Raw genomic sequence first — 22,881 nt, forward strand, 5'->3', positions numbered from 1 at the left:
CCCCCAACCGGAAACGTGCATTGAAAAAAGTCCCCAACCAGCCTCACCACTTCACCCCCCAGCCGCTGGACAACCGGCGCCTGGCCAACCTGTGCGGCGCACTCGATGAAAATCTGCGTCAGATTTCCGCCGCGCTGGACGTGACCATCTTCCGCCGTGGCGACCGCTTCGTGGTCACGGGCACCAATGCCGAACGTGCGGTGGAAGTGCTGGAGCGCTTCTATGAAAAGGCGGACCGCCCGGTCGCCGTCGACGACATCCAGCTGGCCCTGGTCGAGCAGCGCGCCAATGCCGCCGCCGATGAAGAAGCCGGCCTGCCACCGCTGCCGGCACGGCGTGGCAAGACTGCTGCGGCTGCTGCAGCTGCAGCCGCTGCCGACGACGACAAGACGGACCAGGACCCGCTGCCCGAGAGCCCGGTGTTGAAGACCCGCAAGCACGACCTGCGCGGCCGCACCCCGCACCAGAGCCAGTATCTCAACGCCATCCTGGAGCACGACATCACCTTCGGCGTGGGCCCGGCCGGCACCGGCAAGACCTATCTGGCAGTGGCCTGTGCAGTCGATGCGCTGGAGCGCGATGCCGTGCAGCGCATCGTACTCACGCGCCCGGCAGTGGAAGCGGGCGAGCGCCTGGGCTTCCTGCCGGGAGACCTGGCGCAGAAGGTCGATCCCTACCTGCGCCCGCTCTATGACGCGCTGTATGACCTGCTGGGCTTTGACCGTACGCAGAAGCTGTTCGAGAAGCAGGCCATCGAAATCGCGCCACTGGCCTACATGCGCGGGCGCACGCTGAACCACGCCTTCATCATCCTCGACGAGGCCCAGAACACCACGCCGGAACAGATGAAGATGTTTCTCACCCGCATCGGCTTCGGCAGCAAGGCCGTCATCACCGGTGACGTCACCCAGGTGGACCTGCATCATGGCCAGAAAAGCGGCCTGGTCGACGCCATCTCTGTACTGCACGATGTACGCGGCATCGCCTTCTCGCGCTTTACCAGTGCCGACGTGGTGCGTCACCCGCTGGTGGCGCGCATCGTCGATGCCTATGACGCCGCCGGCAACAGCCGCCCCGATACCGCGCGCGCCACTGCCCGCACCGCCACCAATCTCTTGACCAAGTCCGCCAGGCCCCACAATGCCAAAACCTAAACTTACGCTGTCGGTGCAATACGCCGACGACCGCCTCAAAGAGGCCATCACCCGTCCCCTGCTGCGCCGCTGGGTGCAGGCCGCACTGTTCGCGCCGGCCGAACTGACGCTGCGTTTCGTGGGCAGCGAGGAAGGCCGCGACCTGAACCGCGACTATCGCGGCAAGGACTACGCCACCAACGTGTTGACCTTCGCCTATACCGAAGACGAGGACAGTGAAGTCACCCAGGCCGACATCATCTTCTGTACTGACGTACTGGAAAAGGAAGCGGCCGAGCAGAAGAAGAGCGTGGAAGAACACACCGCCCACCTGGTGGTGCACGGCGTATTGCATGCGCAGGGCTACGACCATGAGGACGACGAAGAAGCCAACGAGATGGAGGCGCTGGAAACCGAGATCCTGGCCGGGTTGGGCTATGGCAATCCTTATGCCGCGCGCTGACGCGATGCGCTGAGGGTGCCGCCCTTGCCTTGATGGATGAACGGTCTGCTGCGGCAGGCCGTTTTTTTCGTCTGCTTGCCGGACATCAAGCAGTTGCCAACCTGGCTACGACAAATCTGATCGATGGGAGCACATCGATATTCAAACCCGAGATTGTGATGACGGTATATCAATGAAGCCCGTCTTTCACATCGGTTTTTCTGCAAACTTTAAGGAAAAACCTGATGGGAATTTGCCTCCTGCTGGACAAGAATGGAGGCACACAATTATTCATCGGGGAGAAGGTCATGAAGAACTGGAAGATCGGCCACCGTCTTGGCCTGGGTTTCGCAGCAGTCCTGGTATTGCTGGTGGCAGTGGCCGCTTTCGGCCTGCAGCAGGTGTCGCGCCTGAACGATCGCATCGTCTTCCTGACCTCCATTGACGAGGGCAAGCTGGAAGCCTTGTCCAAAGTGCAATTCGCCATCGGCCTGCGCGCCATCGCAGCCCGCAACCTGACCCTGGTGACTGATGCCGCCGAGCAAAAGAATGATCTGGCGCTGGTGGGCTCTTCGCAGCAGGACATCGACGCCGGCATGGCCGCACTGACCAAGCTGATGCAGGACCCGGCCACCACCCAGCAGGAACGCGACATGCTGGAGCAGTTGCGCAAGCTGGAAGCGCAGTATCTGCCGGTGGCCGTCAACATCGTCAAGCTGGCCACTTCGCAGCAGACCGATGCCGCGCGTGCTTCGCTGGTCAAGGATTGCATGCCTATCCTGAACCGCGTCATCACCCATGTTGCACAATTCAACAAGATGCTGCGCAGCAATTCGGAAGCCAACGTGGAACAGGCCGAAGCCGCCTATGACCTCGCCAAATGGACCATGCTGGGCGCCAGCCTGGCCGCCCTGATGCTGGGAGGCCTGATCGCCTGGCTGCTGACCCGCTCCATCTCCCGTCCGCTGGCCCAGGCCGTGAGTGTGGCGCAAAGCGTGCAGGCCGGTGACCTGGGCAGCCATATCGAAGTGAACAGCAAGGATGAGCTGGGTCAGTTGATGGCCGCACTCAAGGGCATGAACGAGAGCCTGGTGGCCATCGTGGGCGAAGTGCGCCATGGCACCGACACCATCGCCGTGGCTTCCGACGAAATCAAGCGCGGCAACATGGACCTGTCCAACCGCACCGAACAGCAGGCCAGCTCGCTCCAGGAGACCGCCTCGGCCATGGAACAGCTGACCGCCACCGTCAAGCAGACCGCCGACAATGCCCGTGAAGCCCGTCGCCTGGCCGATAACGCATCGCAAGTCGCTGCCAAGGGTGGCGCCGCAGTGGGCCGGGTGGTAGAGACCATGCATTCGATCAGCGCGTCCTCGCACAAGATCGTGGACATCATCAGCGTCATCGATGGCATCGCTTTCCAGACCAACATCCTGGCCCTGAATGCGGCCGTCGAAGCGGCCCGTGCCGGCGAACAAGGCCGCGGCTTTGCGGTGGTGGCCTCCGAAGTGCGCACCCTGGCGCAACGCTCGGCGGTCGCCGCCAAGGAAATCGAAGCACTGATCAACGAGTCGGTGGCCAAGGTGGCTGCCGGCGAACAGCAGGTCGGCGAAGCCGGATCGACCATGCAGGAAGTGGTCAAGAGCATCGGCAGCGTGACCCAGATCGTGCAGGACATCAGCGCCGCCAGCAGCGAGCAGACCACCGGCCTGGAACAGATCAACAGCGCCGTCGCCCTGATCGACGAAGCCACCCAGCAGAACGCCGCACTGGTGGAAGAAGCAGCCGCTGCCGCCGCGTCGATGCAGCAGCAGACCGAAGCGCTGACCGATGTGGTGAGCGTGTTCAAGCTCTCCCCCACCCAGGGCCAGGCAGCACCGGTTGCCGTCTCCGCCAACCCGCAGCGCAGCCAGCAGCAGCGCGCCGAGGTGCAGGGCGGCGGGCAGATGGAAGCGCTCAGCTATGCCTAAGCAGGCATAAGCGGGCATAAGCGGGCATAAGCGGGCATAAACGGACAACAGCGAGCGCCCAGCGATACGATTTCCCTGAAGTAGTTCTTGCCGGCATCAGTGATGCCGGCTTTTTTCGTCCATGCGCAACGACACCGCCGGCTTGCGTTTCCGGGCGGCAAGCGCGGCGCCAAGGATGAGCTGGAGAGCGCTGTTGCCGGGTCCCTTTAGTGGACTTGTCACATAATTGTTGTATCCTATGGCTCTTCGAAACTACGTCGGGCTCGCGCCTAACGCCATGCAAGATCACCCTAGTAGCGTCAAATCTGACGCTAAACCCCATCGTTCTCTGTTTGAACGACTCACCGCACTGATTTCCCCCGAGCCCGAGAACCGGGCAGAACTGCTCGAAGTGTTGCATGACGCCCACGAGCGCAACCTGATCGATGCCGATGCGCTGTCGATGATCGAAGGCGTGTTCCAGGTGTCCGACCTGGCCGTGCGCGACATCATGGTCCCGCGCTCGCAGATGGACACCATCGATATCTCCAAACCCATCGAGACCTGGATGCCGGAAGTGCTGGCGACCTCGCACTCGCGCTTCCCCGCCGTGGATGGCGAGCGCGACAAGGTCATCGGCATCCTGCTGGCCAAGGACCTGCTGCGTTACTATGCGGAGGAATCCTTCGACGTGCGCGACATGCTGCGCCCGGCCATCTTCATCCCTGAATCCAAGCGCCTCAACGTACTGCTGCGCGACTTCCGCGCCAACCGCAATCACATGGCCGTGGTGGTCGACGAATATGGTGGCGTGGCCGGCCTGATCACCATCGAGGACGTGCTGGAACAGATCGTCGGCGACATCGAGGACGAATACGATTTCGACGAAGCCGAAGACAACGTGCTGGCCCTCAAGGACGGTCCGAACGGTCCGCGCTGGCGCGTCAAGGCGCTCACCGAACTGGCCCAGTTCAACGAGGAAGTGGGCAGCCGCTTCTCCGAGGACGAGGCCGATACCATCGGCGGGCTGGTCGCCAACCATGTGGGCCGCGTGCCGCGCAAGGGCGACGAGTTCGATATCGATGGCCTGCATTTCGAAGTGCTGCGCGCCGATGCGCGCCAGGTGCATGTACTGCTGGTGTCCAAGCTCCCCCCGGCACCGGTGGACGAAGAGTGACGTTCTGATCTGCCAGCCTTTCCAGCGTGAATTCCCCTGCCTCCCCTGAATTGCACTCCCCGCCCGGGGAGGTCGCCGCTCGCGGTCGCCTTGCCATGACCGTCGGCCTGTTGCTGCCGGTGGCGGCAGGTGCGCTGAATGTCTTCGCCTTTGCCCCGTTCAAGTGGTGGCCGCTGCAGATCGTCGCGCTGGCCTGGCTGTTCCACGGTGTACTGGCACGGCCGCAGGCCAGTGTGCGCGGCCACTTCCTGCGTGGCTGGCTGTATGGCTTCGGCTGGTCGGCGGCAGGCGTGCACTGGCTCTACATCAGCATGCACGACTACGGTGGCATGCCGGGCTGGATGGCGGCGCTGGCAGTAGGCCTGCTGGCGCTGTACCTGGGTCTCTATGCCGGCGCGGCCACGGCCCTGGCGGGCTGGCTGCGCAATCGCTGGTCGTCTTCGCCCCTGCTGCTGGCGCTGTTCATGCTGCCGGCCCTGTGGACCTTGTCGGAATGGCTGCGCGGTTGGGTATTCACCGGTTTCCCCTGGCTGATCTCGGGCTATGCCCACACGGTGGGGCCGTTGGCCGGCTTCGCCCCGGTCGGCGGGGTCTATCTGGTGGGCTGGGTCGCGGCGCTCATTGCCGGCAGCCTGGCCCTGCTGTGGATGGGGCTGTGCCGCAAGGGTGTGGCCGGTACCGGCCAGCGCATCGTGCTGCCGCTGTGCGCGGCCGCCCTGCTCTGTGCAGGCGGCGTGGCACTGCGGCTGGTGAAGTGGACTGCGCCACAGGGCCAGCCGATCACGGTGCGGCTCCTGCAAGGCAACATCCCGCAGGAAATGAAGTTCTCCAACGATGCCCTGGTATCCACGCTGGGGATGTATGAACAGATGATCAGCGCGGCCCCGGCGGACCTGATCGCCACGCCGGAAACCGCCATCCCGCTGCTGCCCCAGCAATTGCCGCCGGATTACCTGGAACGCATCGCCCACTTTGCGCAACTCAGCGGTAGTCACCTGGCGCTGGGCATCCCGCTGTCCGATGGACCGCAGCAGTATGCCAATTCGGTGCTTGGCTTCGGCCCCGGCGTCGGGTCGGCACTGATGCCTTACCGCTATGACAAGCACCACCTGGTCCCCTTCGGCGAGTTCATCCCGCCCGGTTTCCGCTGGTTCGTCGACCTGATGCATATCCCGCTGGGTGACATGACGCGCGGCGCGCCGGTGCAATCGCCCATGGGCGTGAAGGACCAGTGGATCCTGCCCAACATCTGCTACGAAGACCTGTTCGGCGAGGAAATCGCCGGTCAGTTGCGCGATGCCTACCGCGCCGGCCAGCCGCAGGCCAGCGTGCTGCTGAACCTGTCCAACATCGCCTGGTTCGGCAACTCCATCGCCCTGCCCCAGCACCTGCAGATTTCGCAGATGCGTACCCTGGAAACCGGCCGCCCGATGCTGCGGGCCACCAATACCGGCGCCACCGCCGTGATCCTGCCGGGCGGTGCCACCAGCGAGCTGCCGCCCTATACCCGCGGCGTACTGGCCGGCCAGGTGCAGGGCTATGGCGGCCAGACACCCTACATTCTGCTGGGCAACAAGCTCATCGTCGGCATTGCGCTGTTGATGCTGCTGCTGGCCTGGGGCCGCAACAAGGCTGCCCGTATCCGGCACTGATGCCGGCACTGATGCCCGCGCTGGCCCCCAGCGCGCCGCCGGTCCCGTCCAAAACCGGGTCAAACGCCCCAAAAGACGCTAAAATCCAAGGTTTTCGCAATTCCTCCGCCGGTTCGCCAGGCAACCACACACGATGCTGACATTTCAACAAATCATCCTCAAGTTGCAAGAATATTGGGACGCCCAGGGCTGCGCGCTGCTGCAACCTTATGACATGGAAGTCGGCGCAGGTACCTCGCACACCGCGACCTTCCTGCGCGCGATCGGCCCCGAGCCGTGGCGCGCCGCCTATGTCCAGCCCTCGCGCCGTCCCAAGGATGGCCGCTATGGCGAAAACCCCAACCGCATGCAGCATTACTACCAGTACCAGGTGGTGTTGAAGCCGGCCCCGGAAAACATCCTGGACCTGTACCTGGGTTCGCTGGAAGCCCTGGGCCTGGACCTGAAGCAGAACGATGTGCGCTTCGTCGAGGATGACTGGGAAAATCCCACCCTGGGCGCCTGGGGCCTGGGCTGGGAAGTCTGGCTCAATGGTATGGAAGTGACGCAGTTCACCTATTTCCAGCAGGTCGGCGGTCTGGACTGCAAGCCGGTGCTGGGCGAGATCACCTATGGCATCGAACGCCTGGCGATGTACCTGCAGGGCGTGGAAAACGTCTATGACCTGGTCTGGACCGAATGGACCGAGAACGGCGTCAAGAAACACCTGACCTATGGCGATGTGTTCCACCAGAATGAGGTGGAGCAATCGACCTTCAACTTCGAGTATTCCAACACCGAGTTCCTGTTCTCGCTGTTCTCCAACTACGAAGCCGAAGCCAAGCGCCTGATGGAGGTGCCGCTGGCACTGCCGGCCTACGAGCAGGTCCTCAAGGCGGCACACACCTTCAACATGCTCGACGCCCGTGGCGCCATCTCGGTGACCGAGCGTGCCGCCTACATCGGTCGCATCCGCAACCTCTCGCGTTCGGTGGCGCAGGCCTACTTCGAATCGCGCGAACGCCTGGGCTTCCCGATGCTGGGCGAGGCCAAGGTTGCAGCCTGAAGAGCGGGCTGAACACGGCCAATGACATCATGCGGCGTCGGCCCAGGGCCGGCGTCCCGAGCAAGACAGCAAGACAGACAACATGAACCAGACACTCCTCGTAGAACTCGTCACCGAAGAACTGCCACCCAAGGCCTTGGCCAAGCTGGGCGATGCTTTTGCATCCGGCATTTTCAACGGCCTGCAAAGCCGCGGCTATCTCGAATCCGATGCCGCCGCCACCGCCCATGCGACTCCGCGCCGGCTGGCCGTGTCCATCACCGGCGTGCGCGCCGCCTCGCCCGACAAATCCATCCGTGAAAAGGTCTTGCCGGTCACCGTGGCGCTGGACGCCGAAGGCCGTCCGGCCGCACCGCTGGTGAAAAAGCTGGCCGCCCTGGCCGCCGCCACCGGTGCCACCGTGATCACCCCGGACCAGCTCGAACGCGCGCAGGACGGCAAGGCCGAGAGTTTCTTCTACACCTACACCGCCAAGGGCTCGGCCCTGGCCGTGGGCCTGCAGGCGGCGCTGGAAGAGAGCCTGTCCAAGCTGCCCATCCCCAAGCTGATGAGCTATCAGCGCCAGTTCGGCCGTGCTGCCGGCGAGACGGTGCACTTCGTCCGCCCGGCGCACTACCTGGTGGCACTGCTGGGCAACGACGTGGTGCCGATCAACATCCTGGGCCTGGATGCCGGCCGTACCACGCTGGGCCATCGCTTCCTGTCCTCCGGTGCGCTGCAGATCAGCGCGCCGCAAACCTACGTGGAAACCCTGGCTGCGCAAGGCAAGGTCATCGCCAGCTTCACCGAGCGCCGCGAAAAGATCCGCACCGCGCTGCTGGCCAAGGCGGGGGCCGACCAGGTGCTGATGCCCGATTCGCTGCTGGACGAAGTGACGGCCCTGGTCGAATGGCCGGTGGTCTATGAATGCAAGTTCGAGGATGAATTCCTGGCCGTACCGCAGGAATGCCTGATCCTGACCATGCAGACCAACCAGAAGTATTTCGCGCTGACCGACAACGCCGGCAAGCTGCGTTCGCGCTTCCTGATCGTCTCCAACCTGGAGACCGCCCATCCGGAACACATCATCGGCGGCAACGAGCGCGTGGTGCGCCCGCGCCTGTCGGATGCCAAGTTCTTCTTCGAGCAGGACAAGAAGAAGACCCTGGCCGAACGTGTCCCGCAACTGGCCAACGTGGTCTACCACAACAAGCTGGGCAACCAGCTGCAGCGTACCGAGCGCGTGCAGGCGCTGGCCGGCAAGATTGCCACGCTGATGGGCGGCGATGTGGCCCTGGCCGAACGCGGCGCCCTGCTGGCCAAGGCCGACCTGTTGACCGACATGGTGGGTGAATTCCCCGAACTGCAGGGCATCATGGGTACTTACTATGCGCGCCATGACGGCGAGCCCGACGAAGTCGCCCTGGCCGCCTCCGAACACTACCAGCCGCGCTTTGCCGGCGATGCGCTGCCCGCCAGCGCGACCGGTACCGCCGTGGCCCTGGCCGACAAGCTGGAAACCCTGGTCGGCATCTGGGGCATCGGCCTGCAGCCGACCGGCGACAAGGACCCGTTCGCCCTGCGTCGTCACGCCCTGGGCGTGCTGCGCATGCTGGTTGAAAAACGCCTGCCGCTGTCGTTGACCGCGCTGCTGGACGCGGCTGCGGCTCTGTTCGCCGGCAATGCCAATTTCAAGGACCCGCGTGCCGACGTGCGTGCCTTCATCTACGACCGCCTGCGTGGCCTGCTGCGCGAGCGCGGCTTTGCGCAGAACGAAGTCGAAGCGGTAGTGGCGCAGCAACCCGAGGTGCTGGACAACGTGGTCGAACGCTTGCAAGCCGTGCAGGCCTTCGCTGCCCTGCCGGAGGCTGAAGCCCTGGCTGCGGCCAACAAGCGCATCACCAACATCCTGAAGAAGATCGAAGGCGTGGCCATCGATGCCCACGGCGCGGTGCAGGAAAGCCTGCTGCAGGAAGCGGCCGAACAGGGCCTCTTCGCGGCCATGCAGACCACCCGTCCACAGGTGGAGGCCGCCTACGCCAAGGGCGACTTTGCCGGCGCCCTGAAGGCGCTGGCGCAATTGCGCCAGAACGTCGATGCCTTCTTCAACGACGTCATGGTCAACGCCGAGGACGAGCAACTGCGCAAGAATCGCCAGGCACTGCTGGCGGCGCTGCACGGCATGTTGAACCAGGTGGCCGATATTTCCAAGCTGGCGGCGTAAGCAACGCGCCACGCCCGACCGTCGTACCGATCCGCCGCGCATGGGCCTGTTCCTGCGCGGCGGTGTTCATGAAGGGAAGCAGCAGGCATGAAACTGATCATCCTCGATCGCGATGGCGTCATCAATCATGATTCCGACGCCTACATCAAGTCCCCCGACGAGTGGATCCCCATCAAGGGTTCACTGGAGGCGATCGCGCGCCTGAACCAGGCCGGCTATCGCGTCGTGGTGGCGACCAACCAGTCCGGCGTGGCGCGCGGCCTGTACGACATCAAGACCCTCAACGCCATCCACCAGAAGATGCACACGGCGGCCCAGCAGGTCGGTGCCGATATCGATGCGGTATTCTTCTGCCCGCACTCGGACGCCGACAACTGCGATTGCCGCAAGCCCAAGCCGGGCATGTTCCACGAGATCGCCAAGCGCTTCAACATCAGCCTGCGCGGTGGCGTGACCACCGTCGGCGATTCGCTGCGCGACCTGCAGGCCGGCTATGTGGCCGGCTGCGCGCCCTTCCTGGTGCTCACCGGCAAGGGCGAGAAGACCCAGGCCAAGGGCGGTCTGCCGCCTGGCACGCTGGTTTTCCCGGATTTATCGGCTGTGGTTGATTTCATCCTGAAGTCGCCGGTCGGGGTTTCGGTATAGTGCCGGCAGCCCGTCGCAAGGCGGGCAGCATCCCCTCACAACAACAACATGCCTTGGCATGGGAGAAACGATTTTGCGCCTAGTACTGATCCTGCGTTCGGTAGTCTTCATGGTCCTGATGGCCGTGGCCACTATCATCTGGTCCTTCGCCTGCCTGCTGTCGGCCCCCTTCCCTTACGCCCAGCGATACTGGTGGACGTCGCGCTGGAACGTCTTCGTGATCTGGACCGCGCGCGTGATCTGCGGCATCCGCTACGAGATACGCGGCAAGGAGAACCTGCCCGATGCGCCGGCAATCCTGCTGTCCAAGCACCAGTCGGCCTGGGAAACCATCTTCTACGTCATCAACAGCCCGCGTCCGCTGGTGTTCGTATTCAAGAAGGAACTGACCTATGTGCCCTTCTTCGGCTGGGGCATCGCCCTGCTGCGCATGATCCCGATCGACCGCAAGAAAGGACGTGACGCCTTTGCCCAGGTACTGGAACATGGCCGCCGCCGCCTGCAGGATGGTCAGTGGATCATGATGTTCCCCGAAGGCACGCGCACCGCAGTCGGCTCGCAAGGCAAGTACAAGGCCGGCGGTTCGCGCCTGGCGGTGGAAACCAATACCCTGGTGGTACCGGTGGCGATGAACTCCGGGGAGTGCTGGCCCAAGGGCAGCTTCATCAAGAAACCGGGGCTGATCACGGTGTCCATCGGCAAGCCGATTTCGCCGGAAGGCCTCAATCCCCAGGAGTTGAACGAGCGCGTCGAAAATTGGATAGAATCGGAGATGCGCGTGATTTCGCCGGACGTCTACAAAAACAGCGCGCCCCGGCCGGCCGCCCAAGCTGCTTCCCAGTAATGCTGCGCGGCCTCCATCCTTAGCCTATTGCCCCCAGGACGCCGCGACCACCTTGATACACCTGCGCAAACCCAAGCCCAATCCCGACCAGCTCTCGCTGCAACTGGACTTGTTTGCGGCGCCCGCAACTGCGACTGCGCCACCGGCCGAACTCGGCCCGGCGCTGCCTTCGCCGACGGTACAGCCACCGCTGATCGTCACGCCCAATCCGGTGGTGCATGCCGCGCCGCTGCCCACGCCCCTGATCGCACCGCCAGCGACACCGGCCAACCCGTTGCCGGCCCCACCCAGCGGGCGACCGGCCGATGGCAAGCGGCGCATCCACCTGGGTGAACACACCATCGATTTCGCCTTGTTGCGTTCCAAGCGCCGAACCATCGGCTTCCTGGTCAGCGATGAAGGTCTACGCGTGACCGCGCCCAAGTGGGTGACCCTGGCCGAAATCGACAATGCCATCCGCGAAAAGCAACGCTGGATCCTCACCAAGCTCAACGAACGTCGCGAGCGCTCGGCACGACGCCTGCAACCGCAGATGCAATGGCGTGACGGCGCCACCCTGCCCTACCTGGGCCAGGACATCACCCTGCGAATCCGTACCGGCCAGCGCCAGGCGGTGTTCCTCGATGAGGTGACGCGCGAACTGAACATCAGCCTGCCGGCCGATGCCGGCGAGCAGCAATTGAAGGATCGCGTGCAGGGCTGGCTGCAGGCGCGCGCTGAAGAGCTGTTCGGCAAGCGCCTGATGATCTATGCCGAAAAGCTGGGCGTGACCTATCGCTCCTATGCGCTGTCGTCGGCCACCACGCAGTGGGGCTCCTGCACCTCGGATGCGCGCATCCGCCTGAACTGGCGGCTGATGCATTTTGCCCTGCCGCTGATCGACTACGTGATCGCCCACGAACTGGCGCACCTGCGCGAGATGAACCACAGCCCGCGCTTCTGGGCCACGGTGCAATCGATCTTCCCCGAGTTCGAATCGGCCAAGAAGGCCTTGCGCGACAGCGCGCCGGAAACCCTGCCGATCTTCTGACCGGCGCGCCCTGGCGTGCTCAGAAACTCACATTCACGCCCACATCCAGCGAACGTCCATAGCCGGGCAAGGCTTGCAGGCTGCCGCTCTTGGCATTGGCCAGTCCCGACAGATAGACCCCGCCCAGCGGGTCGGCGTAATTGCGGTTGAACAGATTGCTGATGCCCGCATTGACGCTGATGGCCTGGTTGAAGCGATAAGTGGTCCTGAGATTGACGACGGTGTAGCTGGCGGTGACCGGTTCCAGTCGATTGCTGTCCACCAGCGTCTTACGGGCCACGTAGTTCAATTCGGCGCGGTGGGTCCAGGCACCGCGTTTCTGTTCCAGCGCAGCCAGCACGTTGAAAGGCATCATGTGATAGAGGTTGCCGCCGTCGACTCGCTTGCCGCGCGTGAGACCGGCCTTGCCGGTGAAGGCAATGTCACCCAGGCCAGCGGTGCGCCACAGCGGCCATTTCCACGAGGCATTGATGCCGTACAGACGGGCGTCGTGGTTGGCGAACTGCAGTAGCTTGCCGGAGGCACTGCTCACGCTGTAGGGATTGAAGCTGCCGATCACATCCGCATCAATGTAGTTCTCGACATAGCTGAAGTAGGGCGTGAGCCTGAAGAACCAGCGCGGCCCGGCACCATCGCCACCCTCACTGTCCTCGCTGTGCCAGTCCGCCGTGGCCGACAGCGTATGCGCCACCTCCGGCTTGAGGTCGATATTGCCGACATAACCGTTGCCATCGCCGAACCAGTTGGTCATGGTCATGGCCATGGTGCCGCGACCCCAGGTGTAGCGCTCGTACAGGTTGGGAGAGCGAGTCTTGCGGGCATAACCGAACTCGTAGGTGTGACCGGCATCGGCCTCCAGGCGCGCCAGCGCCGTGACATCGATGTTGTTGTCGCGCCGTGCGTGATCCCGTGCGTTGAAGGCGTTGGCCGCCATCAGGTCGGTCATATTCATCATGCCGGTACCGTAAGGCTGCACGTTGCCGGCATCGGTCCTGACCAGTTCGTCGCGTACGCCGACCAGGGTGGTCCAGCGCGCATCGAGCTTGTGCTCCCATTCGGCGAACAGTGCCATGCGCTCGCGACTGCCATCGTTGATGTTCACATAGGTGCTCGGCCCCATCATCATCGAGCCCGGTACCGGCGGCCAGAAATCATCGAGGTGGAAGCTGTGGAATTCGTTGCCCAGACGAAGCACGCTGGCACCGTCCTGACCCAGATCGATGTCCGCGCGCACGCTGTAGCCCATGTCGCGGCCTCGGGTATCCATGGGCATGGTGCCGCTGCGCTCTGCGCTGAAGAAGCCCATCTCGTGTTCGGTACGCTGCCAATACAATTTGGTCAACAGCTTGCCCCAGCCAAAGCGACGGTCGTAGCCCAGGTTGGCGAAGGTGGAACGATTTCCCGTCATGTCCATGTACTGGTTCGGGAAGCCTTGATAGGGAATGTATTGCTGGCCGACCTTGAGCACCAGCTGCTGGTCGTCTCCCCGCGCCGCCAGCGTCAATGCGTGGTTGTTGCTCTCGAACTGGCTGCCGAGGACCTTGTCGCCGTTACCGTTGACATAGCTCTCGGCACGCGACTGGCTCCCCACGTAGCTGACGGACAGACTATCGCTGGCCACCGTGGCATTGACGGAGGTCGATACTTCGGAGTTGACGCTGCGTGCCGAGACCGAGAACCCACCCTTGCTCAACAACTGCCCCGCCTGTTGTGAAAACTGTGGTGCCGGCGAAGACAGTTCGATGCTGCCACCGATACTGTCGCCGCCAATGCTGACCGGCGTGATGCCGGCCACCACCCGCGTCATGCCGACCTGCGATGGTGGCATGTAGGACATGGGCGCGTTCATCTGGTTACCGCAGGCGGCGGTGACTTCCATCCCATCCAGGCGGATCTTGAGGCGGTCGGCGGCAAAGCCGTTGAGCACCGGCAGTGCCGAGACGCCACCGGCGGCAGCGGCATAGAAGCCTGGTTGGTCGCGCAGCAGCGCGGTGCTGTCAGCGCTTGCCGCAGTGGCTGCGGTGCTCGGAGCCGACGACTCGCCATGGACTGTGACGGTGGGCAGACGGGTGTCGTCGGTGCTTTGTGCCAGCGCATGGCCGCACGCAGCGAAGGCCAGCGCAATGGCGCAGGCGCAAGGTGTCAATTGCATGGAACTCCCCTGTGATTGTCGTTATCGGTAGGCTGACAATTATCAGGAAGAGCGGCGCTGCAGGGCTGCGACATATTGTCGCGACCCGCCGCTTGAAGCGACGACGATGACGGTGATGCAAAGAGGACAAGGGGATGGGCAACTGCGTCAAATTGACGCAGTTGCCGGACGACTCATCAGAATCAATGCTTCAGGTAACGCTCTGCCAGGGTTTCATACAGCGGCGGCGCAAAGACCTTGGAGACGGCTGACGCGATCAAGGCAGTCGCCATCAACGAAATCACCAGTGCGTGGCCGTCGACCATTTCCATCACGATCACGAAGGCGGTGATCGGTGACTGCGTCACTGCCGCCAGGTAGCCGACCATGGCCAGCGCCACCAGCATGGGCAGCGAAGTCCCGCCGAAGAGCAGGTGCAGCAGGTTGCCGAAACCGGCGCCGATGGACAGCGAGGGCGCGAAAATCCCGCCCGGCAGGCCCGGCAGGTAAGAACCGATCATCGAGGCGAACTTCAGGAAGGGATAGAACACCGACAATCCCTGGCCATCATTGAGCAAGCCGTGCGCCTGCTCGTAGCCGCTTCCGAAGGTGGCGCCACCGGCCGCTACGCCGATGACGGCGACGACGAAACCGCAACCGGCGGCAAAGGCCACCGGACGTTCGGCACGCAGGGTCACGACGGGAGCAGGAATCCAGCGGGTGGGATTGAGGATCAGCCAGCAGAACAGGCCACCGGCCACGCCGGTCAGCACGGCCGTGACCACCACCGCCAGGATCAGCCGGCCGCTGGTCTCGCCGGGAAAGGCAATCGAACCGAAATAGGTGTAGTTGCCATTAATGGACAGCGCCACCAGGCCGGCGAAGATGATGGTGGTGATGACCACCCCGCTGGCGCGTTGTTCGAAGCTGCGCGAGAGTTCTTCGATGGCGAAGACGATCCCGGCCAACGGGGTATTGAACGCGGCAGCCAGACCGGCTGCCGCGCCGGCCAGGATCAGGCGGCGCTCCATGTGTTCGTATCCGGCTGGATACAGACGGCGCAGGTTGTACATGATGGCCGCGCCGATCTGCACCGTCGGGCCTTCCCGGCCGATGGTCATGCCACCGGCAATGGCCACCACCGAGAGCACGATCTTGCCGACCATGACACGAATGGAAAGCAGCGCATTGCCACGCTCGGCGGTATCCCCGTGCAAGGTAGCGATGGCCTGGGGAATGCCGCTGCCTTCAGACCCGGGGAAGTAGCGCCGCGTGATCCAGACGCAGGCGGCACAGACGGCCGGCGTCAATAGCAACGGCAGCCAGGGCGAGCGATGTTCGATGCTGCGAAAGACACCGAAACCGATCTCGATAGCCTGCGCATACAGGACCGCCACCAGGCCGACGATGATGGCACCGCTCCAGAGAATGCCGTATTCGACCCACAGGCGACGCATGTGGCTTTTGGAAAGTTGGTAGAGGCTCAATTGGCGTTCCTGTTGTCGTTGTTGGTGCAGTGATGTGGCTTCCACGTGGGTACCGGAGTAGCGACCGGCCAGTCTTCGCAATGAAAAAAGCCCGCATGAGCGGGCTGGCAGGCTGGCAGTCGCTCGCCTCAGTCGGCGGCGTTGTACTGCTCTTTCTTCTGGATGAACTCGATCTTGTAGCCATCCGGGTCGGTGACGAAGGCGATCACGGTCTTGCCGTGCTTCATCGGGCCGGCTTCGCGGGTGACCGCGCCGCCCTTGGCCTTGACCGCGTCGCAGGCGGCATAGGCGTCATCGACCTCGATGGCGATATGACCGTAGGCGTTGCCCAGGTCGTAGGATTCGGTGTCCCAGTTATGGGTCAGTTCGAGCACGGTGTGATCACGTTCTTCGCCGTAACCGACGAAAGCCAGCGTGAACTTGCCGTCAGGGTAGTCATTCCTGCGCAGCAGCTTCATGCCCAGCACCTGGGTATAGAAATCGATGGAACGATCCAGATTTCCCACACGCAGCATCGTATGCAACATTCTCACTTGGCGACTCCTTTTGATTCATGGCTAATGTGACGCAAGCCGACATTATCCCCGATTTGGGGGACTCGCGCCCAGGCGGGCAGATGCGGGGCGGTCAGGCAGTCGGTGGCCAGCAGAGGGAGACTCAAAAAAAAACGGGCAATCCGTGGATTGCCCGTTTTTCCTCAAGATGGCTAACGCCGTGGATGTCCTGGACCGTTAGCGGGTGACCAGTCCCGTGTCCTGCCTCAACGGCCGTAGTAGTAAGCGGAACGGTCGTCGTAGCGATAACGGTCGTCGTAACGATAGGTGCGCACTTCGGTACGCTCAACGTAACGCACCGGGCGCGGCGGCGGAGGTGCGTAATAACGCGGTTGCTCGTACACCACCTGCTGCGGCGGCTGGTAGTACACCGGCTGGGGGGCCTGGTAATAGACCTGCTGTGGCGGGGCCTGATAGACCGGTGCGGAATTGGCGTTGGCGATCAGCGATCCGATGGCGACGGCGCCGATGATACCGGCAGCGATGGCCGCTCCGTTGCCGCCCCGGTCATGCGCCATGGCGGGCGCGCTGACGACTGCAGCAGAAGCAAGAAGAGTGGTGGCGATCAATACCGATGCGATTTTTTTGCTGGCCATGATTGGCTCCTGTCAAAGTAGTCCGCGATCTGTCGCGGCACGATTCCAATATAAGACAGCTTCAGCTCAAATCCACCAAATATGAAACTTCGTTACAGTTCTTACGGATGGGCCAAGCGTCTGTAATAAAGTGCAACGCGGCACCATCCAGTGGCGCGAACCAGGGTGAATCAGGCCTGGCGGGCCGCCAGCAGGTTGGCCAATGCCACGAACTGTTGCACCGGCACGGCTTCCGGCCGGTCCTGGGGATCGACGCCGGCCTGGCGCAGTTCGTCTTCGCTGAACAGGCCCGCCACGCAGTTGCGGATGACCTTGCGACGTTGCGAGAAGGCCTTGGTCACCACCTGCTCCAGCAGGGCCTGCTGGCAGGGCATGGGCTGGGCCAGCGGGATCATGCGCACGATGGCGGAATCGACCTTGGGCGGCGGGTCGAAGGCGGTAGGAGGCACCACGAACAGCAGCTCCATGTGATACCGCCATTGCAGCATCACCGACAGGCGCCCGTAGGCCTTGCCACCCGGTTCGGCCACCATACGCTCGACCACTTCCTTTTGCAGCATGAAGTGCTGGTCCTGCACCTGCGGGGCGATCTCGGCCAGGTGGAACAGCAGCGGGCTGGAGATGTTGTAGGGGAGGTTGCCGACCACGCGCAGCTTGCGCCCTTCCGGTACCGGGATGCTGGCGAAATCGAACTTGAGCGCGTCGGCCGAATGCACGGTCAGGCGGGCGGCATCGAAGCGCTTCTTGAGGCGTTCCACCAGATCGCGATCCAGTTCCACCACATGCAGGTGGCGCAGTTCCTCCAGCAGCAAGGCCGTCATCGCCGCCAGGCCGGGACCGATTTCAACCATGGCGTCATCGGCGGCGGGTGCGATGGAGCGGATGATGTCGTGCAGCACCAGGTCGTCGGTGAGGAAGTTCTGGCCGAAGCGCTTGCGCGGGATATGTTTCATGGTCTGCTCTTGTGTTTTGTTGCGGCGGGCCTCAGCGGCCCATGTTCTGTTGCCGGCGCGCCATGTCGGCGGCGGCGCGGATGGCCACCAGCATGCTGCCGTGGTCGGCGTGTCCCAGGCCAGCGGCGGCCAGGTCCAGGGCGGTGCCGTGATCGACCGAGGTGCGGATCAGGGGCAGTCCGAGCGTGATGTTGATGCCATGTCCGAAACTGGCGAACTTGAGCACTGGCAGGCCCTGGTCATGGTACATGGCCAGCACGCAATCGGCTTGCTCCAGGTACTTGGGCTGGAACAGGGTGTCTGCCGGATACGGGCCTCGGGCATCGATGCCGCGGGCACGGGCGGCCTCCAGCGCGGGCGTGATGACCTCGATTTCCTCTCGGCCCAGATAACCGTTTTCACCGGCATGCGGGTTGAGTCCGGTGACAAGAATGCGCGGGCTGGCGATGCCGAACTTGCCACGCAGGTCGGCCTGCAGGATATCCAGCGTACGCGCCAGGCTGGCGGCAGTAATGGCGGCCGGCACATCCTTCAAGGCCAGGTGCGTGGTGGCCAGGGCCACACGCAGATGGGGGGCATCGCCACCGGCCAGCATCATCACGACCTGCGGGGTGTGGGTGACCTCGGCCAGGTATTCGGTATGGCCGGTAAAGGCGACGCCGGCATCGTTGATGCTGCTTTTTTGCAGCGGGGCGGTGACGATGGCGGCGAAAGCGCCATCCAGTGCCCCCTGCACGGCCAGGTCCAGTGTCTGCAGCACGGCGCGGCCATTGCGCGCATCCAGTACGCCCGGGCGCACCGGCTCGGCCACGGGGCAGTCAATGACGGTGAGGCAGTCCTGCGGGAAGTGCGGCAGGCCGCTGTTGCGCCAGGCCTGGATGGAGATGGCGGCCACGCGCATGGCCGGATCGATGTCATGGGCGGTCTGGGCCAGCAGCGCGGCATCCCCCAACAGGATGCAACGCACCTGCGCGCGCAGCTCCCAGGCGGCACGCAGGGAAATCTCTGGACCGATGCCGGCCGGTTCGCCGCAGGTCAGGGCAAGAATGGGTCGGTTCATGGCGTCTTCAGGACTCACGATAGCGGGCTTCAAAAATGCAAGAGCCGGCAACGGGGCCGGCCTCTTGCGCGGGAGGGAGGGCACAAAGGCGCCCTCTTATCCTCTTGTCACTACACTTCACTGCACTTACTCGTCGTTGCGGTACTCGACGTAGGCGCGGTCGCGGATCTGGCGCATCCAGTCCTCGGTGGCTTCCTCGATCTTGCGATCGCGGATGGCCTGGCGCGCAGCCTGGCGGGTGCGTTCCTTGGAAGCGTCGTCGGTCTTGCGCTCGACCACCTGGATCAGGTGGTAACCGAACGGGGTCTCGATGGGCTGGCTGACTTCGCCCGGCTTCAACTGGTCCATGGCGCGTTCGAACTCGGGGACGGTGTCACCGGGGTAGATCCAGCCCAGGTCACCGCCTTTGGAGGCGGACAGATCATTGGAGTACAGCTTGGCCAGTTCCTCGAAAGAGGCGCCGTGGTCCAGGCGTTCCTTGAGTTCGGTCAGCTTGCGCTTGGCTTCGGCGGCAGTGACCACCTGGTTGACCTTGATCAGGATGTGGCGCACATGGGTCTGCTGCACAGCCGGGGCAGCGGCCTGGGTACCACCGGCGTCGCGGCGGCCGACCAGCTTGAGGATGTGGAAGCCATTACCACTCTTGAGCAGGCCGCTGACCTGGCCATCCTGCAGCTTGGCCACGCCGTCGAGGAACAGCTGCGGCAGGCGATCGGTCGGACGCCAGCCGAGATCGCCACCGGTGAGGGCGTCGGCAGAGTCGGAATACGCGGCCGCGGTCTTGGCGAAATCAGCACCGGTCTTCAGTTGACGCAGGACATCCTCGGCGCGTTCACGACGGGCGGCCAGTTGTTCGGGGGATGCGTTTTCGGGCACGCGGATCAGGATCTGGGCGATGTCGAGTTCCTGGCGCTGGCCACCGGCATTGGCTTCGGCGGCGAGGTAGTTGTCGATCTCGGATTCTGTGACCACCACCTTGTTGTCGACCTCGCGCTCGCGCAGGCGCTGGCTGAGGATTTCACGGCGGATCTCTTCGCGGAAGCTGGCGTAGTTCATGCCCTCGGATTCCAGGCGGGCGCGGAATTCCGGCATCGACAGCTTGTTCTGTTCGGCAATGCGCTGCATGGCACGATCCAGCATGCTGTCGTCGACCACGATGCCGTTTTCCTTGGCCATCTGGGCCTGGGCCCGTTCGACGATCATGCGTTCGACCAGTTGACGCACCAGTTGCGCACGCGGCGGCAGCTGCACGTTCTGCGCAGCCATGCGCTTTTCCACGCTGGCCAGGCGTTCGGCCACTTCCTGGCGGGTGATGACTTCGTTATTCACCACCACCAGGATCGAATCCACCGGGCGCGGATCGACGCGGCCGCCGGTTGTGGTGGCCGGGGTGGCCACCGCTGCCGCAGGTGCTGCGGCCGGCACCGCCGGCTTGGCGGCAGCCGGCTTGGTGGCGGGCTTGGACGCCGCCTTGGCCGGTGCGGCCTGCTGGGTGCTGGCTGCGGTCTCGGGCGGTGTCACGGGGATGATGGTGGTCGCGAACTGCGCATGCGCATTGCTGATCACGCCCAGCATGCACAGCAGCGCGGTCACTGTTTTGGTTGTTGCGAGGTGTGGTGTACGCATATTACGCATGGACTAATCGTTGGTTCGTAAAAGGTTAGAAGTTGTTGTTGCCGGTCATGGAGTCCGGCAGGTTCACGTTCTGGTAACCGGGCACGCTGCTCTTGATCGCCTCCATCGGGTTGGAACCGATCTTTGAGAAGCCGTTGAGTTCGAGCTGGATGAAGAAGCCTGTGGACGCCTTGGTAGAGGACGTCGGGATGCGCTGCGCGACCACCCGGAAGACCCAGCAATCGGCCTTGTATTCGAAGCCGGCCAGGCCTTCGGCCACGGTGCGGTCGGGGATGGAGTAGTTCATGCGGCCCACGGCGTAGATACGCTGGGTCAGGGGCCATTGACCGGAGATGTCCACCTGCTTGAGCGGGTCGAGCACGCCGGTGTAGGGATTGATATAGGTACGGTCGAGACGGTATTGCAGGTTCAGCACGCGCTTGGGGGCGGGCTGCCAGCGGATGCCGAAGGTCGAACGCACCATCTGGCGCAGGGTTTCGCTGTACTGCACCGTGTTGTCGGTGGAGAATTCGCGCGTGATCTGGCCACCCAGTGCCAGCAGCAGGTCGGACTTGCTGCCCAGGTTCGTGGTCGTGGTGCCACTGATGCCGACCTTGGGGTCGGTGAAGTAATAGCGTTGACCGACTGCGGCGCGCAGGCGCTCCAGGCCGTTCTCCTCGATCAGGCGGGAGGTCACGGCAGCGGTCAGCTGGTTGGCATCGCTGATACGGTCGTGGCCGACGAAGCGGTTCTCGGTAAAGATCTGGGCAAAGTTGAAGTCCGCCAGGGCCGAGTCGAATACCGGGAATTGCGACTGGTCACGATAAGGCGTACGCACGTAGTACAAGCGTGGCTCCAGCGTTTGCGTCATGCTGCGGCCGAGCAGGTTGGATTCACGCTCGAAGATCATGCCCGAGTCCAGCGACAGGGTCGGCAAGGTACGCGAGAAGGTGGTCGGCTGCCCAACTGAAGTGTTGTTCAGGCTGTATTGCGTGGCATCCAGGATCACCTTGGGCGTGATGAAGTAGCCGGGACGGATGATCGGATACGACACGGTCTGCGTCACATAGCTGCGATCGCCCCCGACCAGGTCGCCGCTGCTGAAACGGGTGAATTCGGCGACCGTATTGAAATCGAAGCCGCCGACGTCATAGCGGGTACCGTTGAAAGTCAGCTGCGGTACACGGTCATAGGGCTTGGAAATCGGGGCATTGACGTCCTGCAGCAACTGGTACTTGGAGACCAGGCCGGTCACGTTCCAATACGTGCTGCTGTAGCTGAGGCTGACATTACGCTGCAACAGGCGCTGCGTACTGCCGGTGATGGAATGCGAGAAATCGGACGGATAGTCGTTGTCGGAAGCCTTGTTCAGATTCCACGCCAGCTGCAGGCCGGGGGCCAGGGTCTGGTTATGGATCGAGGACAGCGAATAGCGCCCCGTGCCTGTAACCCGGTCCTGTATGCCCTCGACATAGGTGACACCGTTGTAGCTATCGCCCATGTAACGGGTTTCGGCCCCCATTTGCAGGCCGCGACGGGCGATGTACTTCGGCACCAGCGTCAGATCATAGTTGGGCGCCAGGTTGAAGTAATAAGGAACCGCCAGTTCGGCGCCCCCATTGCTGGTCATGCCGATGGTGGGCGGCAATACACCCGACTTGCGCTCGCCCGACAGAGGGAACGACATCCAGGGCGAACCCAGAATGGGCACATCCTTGAAGTACAGCAAGCCGCTATGCATGGTGCCCTCGTCACGGCCGCTGTCCAGATCCATGGTGTTGGCACGCAGATACCAGTCCGGATCAGGCGCCTCGCAGGTACTGTAGGTCCCCTGGGTAACCTTGGCCTGATCGTCGGAGATGAAATCGATGCGTTCGGCCTTGCCGCGTCCGCCGTTCTTGCCCAGCAGATAAGTCGGCTTGGTCACATAGCCCGCGCCGGTGCCCATGTTCATCTCGGCATAGTCGCCGGTGTACTGGTCCTGCAGGCGCTGCATCCAGACGTGTCCGGTCGCTTCGACCTCGTCCTGGATGATGCGGTATTCGGCCTTGTCGGACTTGATGGTGGTGCTGCCCTTGACCAGTTCGACGTCGCGATCGAGGTTGACCTGGCGATCCGGACGGCCGGTCATCTGCTCGGCACTGACATTGACCGGGGCATCCTGGTCCTGCGCCGGGGTGGGTGCTGGCGAGGCCGTGGGCAGGCTCATCTGCGCGTGCACGGAAAGCGGCAACAGGGCCGAGGCCGAAGCCACCACCATTGCCGAAGAAAACAGACGCGCCAGCCGCCAGTTGACAGTACGTTCAGTTAAAGACTTGGAAAACCGGATCATGAAAAGAGAGGCTAGATACCGTGCAGGCGGATTT

Annotated in this window: 18 protein-coding genes; 10 read left to right on the plus strand and 8 right to left on the minus strand. The window is 63.4% G+C overall.

Translation table 11 applies throughout. From position 1 onward, the window contains the following. Positions 1–20 precede the first annotated feature (20 nt). From ACEOAC_RS21540 to ACEOAC_RS21585, 10 genes are all read left to right on the plus strand, one after another. A complete protein-coding gene (locus tag ACEOAC_RS21540) occupies positions 21–1,154 on the plus strand; it encodes a PhoH family protein (RefSeq protein ID WP_413443928.1) in 1,134 nt (377 codons plus the stop codon). After that, entirely contained in the window at positions 1,141–1,596 is a 456-nt protein-coding gene (ybeY, locus tag ACEOAC_RS21545; RefSeq protein WP_039875009.1) for an rRNA maturation RNase YbeY, read from the plus strand. Before ACEOAC_RS21540 ends, ybeY begins: the two co-directional genes overlap by 14 nt. A gap of 287 nt (positions 1,597–1,883) precedes the next feature. After that, on the plus strand, positions 1,884–3,545 hold the full coding sequence (locus ACEOAC_RS21550; RefSeq protein WP_039875050.1) for a methyl-accepting chemotaxis protein: 1,662 nt from the start codon (positions 1,884–1,886) through the stop codon (positions 3,543–3,545). A 277-nt stretch (positions 3,546–3,822) separates the two neighbouring features. Then, positions 3,823–4,701, plus strand: coding sequence for an HlyC/CorC family transporter (locus tag ACEOAC_RS21555; RefSeq protein WP_413443927.1), 879 nt, complete (start codon positions 3,823–3,825; stop codon positions 4,699–4,701). Between the two features lie 95 nt (positions 4,702–4,796). Further along, entirely contained in the window at positions 4,797–6,353 is a 1,557-nt protein-coding gene (gene lnt / locus ACEOAC_RS21560; RefSeq protein ID WP_413443926.1) for an apolipoprotein N-acyltransferase, read from the plus strand. Positions 6,354–6,486: 133 nt separating this feature from the next. Next, positions 6,487–7,398 carry a glycine--tRNA ligase subunit alpha gene (glyQ, locus tag ACEOAC_RS21565; protein WP_077237376.1) on the plus strand — a complete coding sequence of 304 codons (912 nt, stop codon included), beginning with the start codon at positions 6,487–6,489 and terminating at the stop codon, positions 7,396–7,398. An 82-nt stretch (positions 7,399–7,480) separates the two neighbouring features. Continuing rightward, positions 7,481–9,601: a glycine--tRNA ligase subunit beta gene (gene glyS, locus ACEOAC_RS21570; protein WP_413443925.1), complete on the plus strand. Its 2,121-nt coding sequence runs from the start codon at positions 7,481–7,483 to the stop codon at positions 9,599–9,601. 87 nt (positions 9,602–9,688) lie between these two features. Then, the gene (gene gmhB, locus ACEOAC_RS21575; RefSeq protein ID WP_006462865.1) at positions 9,689–10,246 is read left to right on the plus strand and encodes a D-glycero-beta-D-manno-heptose 1,7-bisphosphate 7-phosphatase; all 558 of its coding nucleotides are present in this window, start codon (positions 9,689–9,691) and stop codon (positions 10,244–10,246) included. Between the two features lie 58 nt (positions 10,247–10,304). Continuing rightward, on the plus strand, positions 10,305–11,090 hold the full coding sequence (locus ACEOAC_RS21580) for a lysophospholipid acyltransferase family protein (protein WP_102661735.1): 786 nt from the start codon (positions 10,305–10,307) through the stop codon (positions 11,088–11,090). Positions 11,091–11,142: 52 nt separating this feature from the next. Next, entirely contained in the window at positions 11,143–12,120 is a 978-nt protein-coding gene (locus tag ACEOAC_RS21585; RefSeq protein WP_077237472.1) for a M48 family metallopeptidase, read from the plus strand. 19 nt (positions 12,121–12,139) lie between these two features. On the opposite strand, the gene ACEOAC_RS21590 is transcribed toward ACEOAC_RS21585, so the two are convergent. From ACEOAC_RS21590 to ACEOAC_RS21625, 8 genes are all read right to left on the minus strand, one after another. Then, on the minus strand, positions 12,140–14,272 hold the full coding sequence (locus ACEOAC_RS21590; protein WP_413443924.1) for a TonB-dependent receptor: 2,133 nt from the start codon (positions 14,270–14,272) through the stop codon (positions 12,140–12,142). Positions 14,273–14,454: 182 nt separating this feature from the next. Then, positions 14,455–15,708, minus strand: a complete 1,254-nt coding sequence (locus ACEOAC_RS21595; RefSeq protein WP_244436278.1) for a chloride channel protein — start codon at positions 15,706–15,708, stop codon at positions 14,455–14,457. Between the two features lie 158 nt (positions 15,709–15,866). Further along, positions 15,867–16,271, minus strand: coding sequence for a lactoylglutathione lyase (gene gloA / locus ACEOAC_RS21600; protein WP_006462860.1), 405 nt, complete (start codon positions 16,269–16,271; stop codon positions 15,867–15,869). Positions 16,272–16,498: 227 nt separating this feature from the next. Then, entirely contained in the window at positions 16,499–16,888 is a 390-nt protein-coding gene (locus tag ACEOAC_RS21605; protein WP_006462859.1) for a hypothetical protein, read from the minus strand. A 170-nt stretch (positions 16,889–17,058) separates the two neighbouring features. Then, positions 17,059–17,841, minus strand: coding sequence for a 16S rRNA (adenine(1518)-N(6)/adenine(1519)-N(6))-dimethyltransferase RsmA (gene rsmA / locus ACEOAC_RS21610; protein WP_241811321.1), 783 nt, complete (start codon positions 17,839–17,841; stop codon positions 17,059–17,061). Between the two features lie 31 nt (positions 17,842–17,872). Beyond that, positions 17,873–18,901: a 4-hydroxythreonine-4-phosphate dehydrogenase PdxA gene (gene pdxA, locus ACEOAC_RS21615; RefSeq protein ID WP_413443923.1), complete on the minus strand. Its 1,029-nt coding sequence runs from the start codon at positions 18,899–18,901 to the stop codon at positions 17,873–17,875. Positions 18,902–19,027: 126 nt separating this feature from the next. Further along, entirely contained in the window at positions 19,028–20,536 is a 1,509-nt protein-coding gene (locus ACEOAC_RS21620) for a peptidylprolyl isomerase (RefSeq protein ID WP_241811319.1), read from the minus strand. Positions 20,537–20,561: 25 nt separating this feature from the next. Beyond that, positions 20,562–22,847 (minus strand): LPS-assembly protein LptD, encoded by a 2,286-nt coding sequence (locus ACEOAC_RS21625; protein WP_413445183.1) that lies wholly within the window; start codon positions 22,845–22,847, stop codon positions 20,562–20,564. Between the last annotated feature and the right edge of the window lie 34 nt (positions 22,848–22,881).

Source organism: Herbaspirillum frisingense, from assembly GCF_047325095.1.
In the GTDB taxonomy this organism is placed as follows: domain Bacteria; phylum Pseudomonadota; class Gammaproteobacteria; order Burkholderiales; family Burkholderiaceae_D; genus Herbaspirillum; species Herbaspirillum frisingense.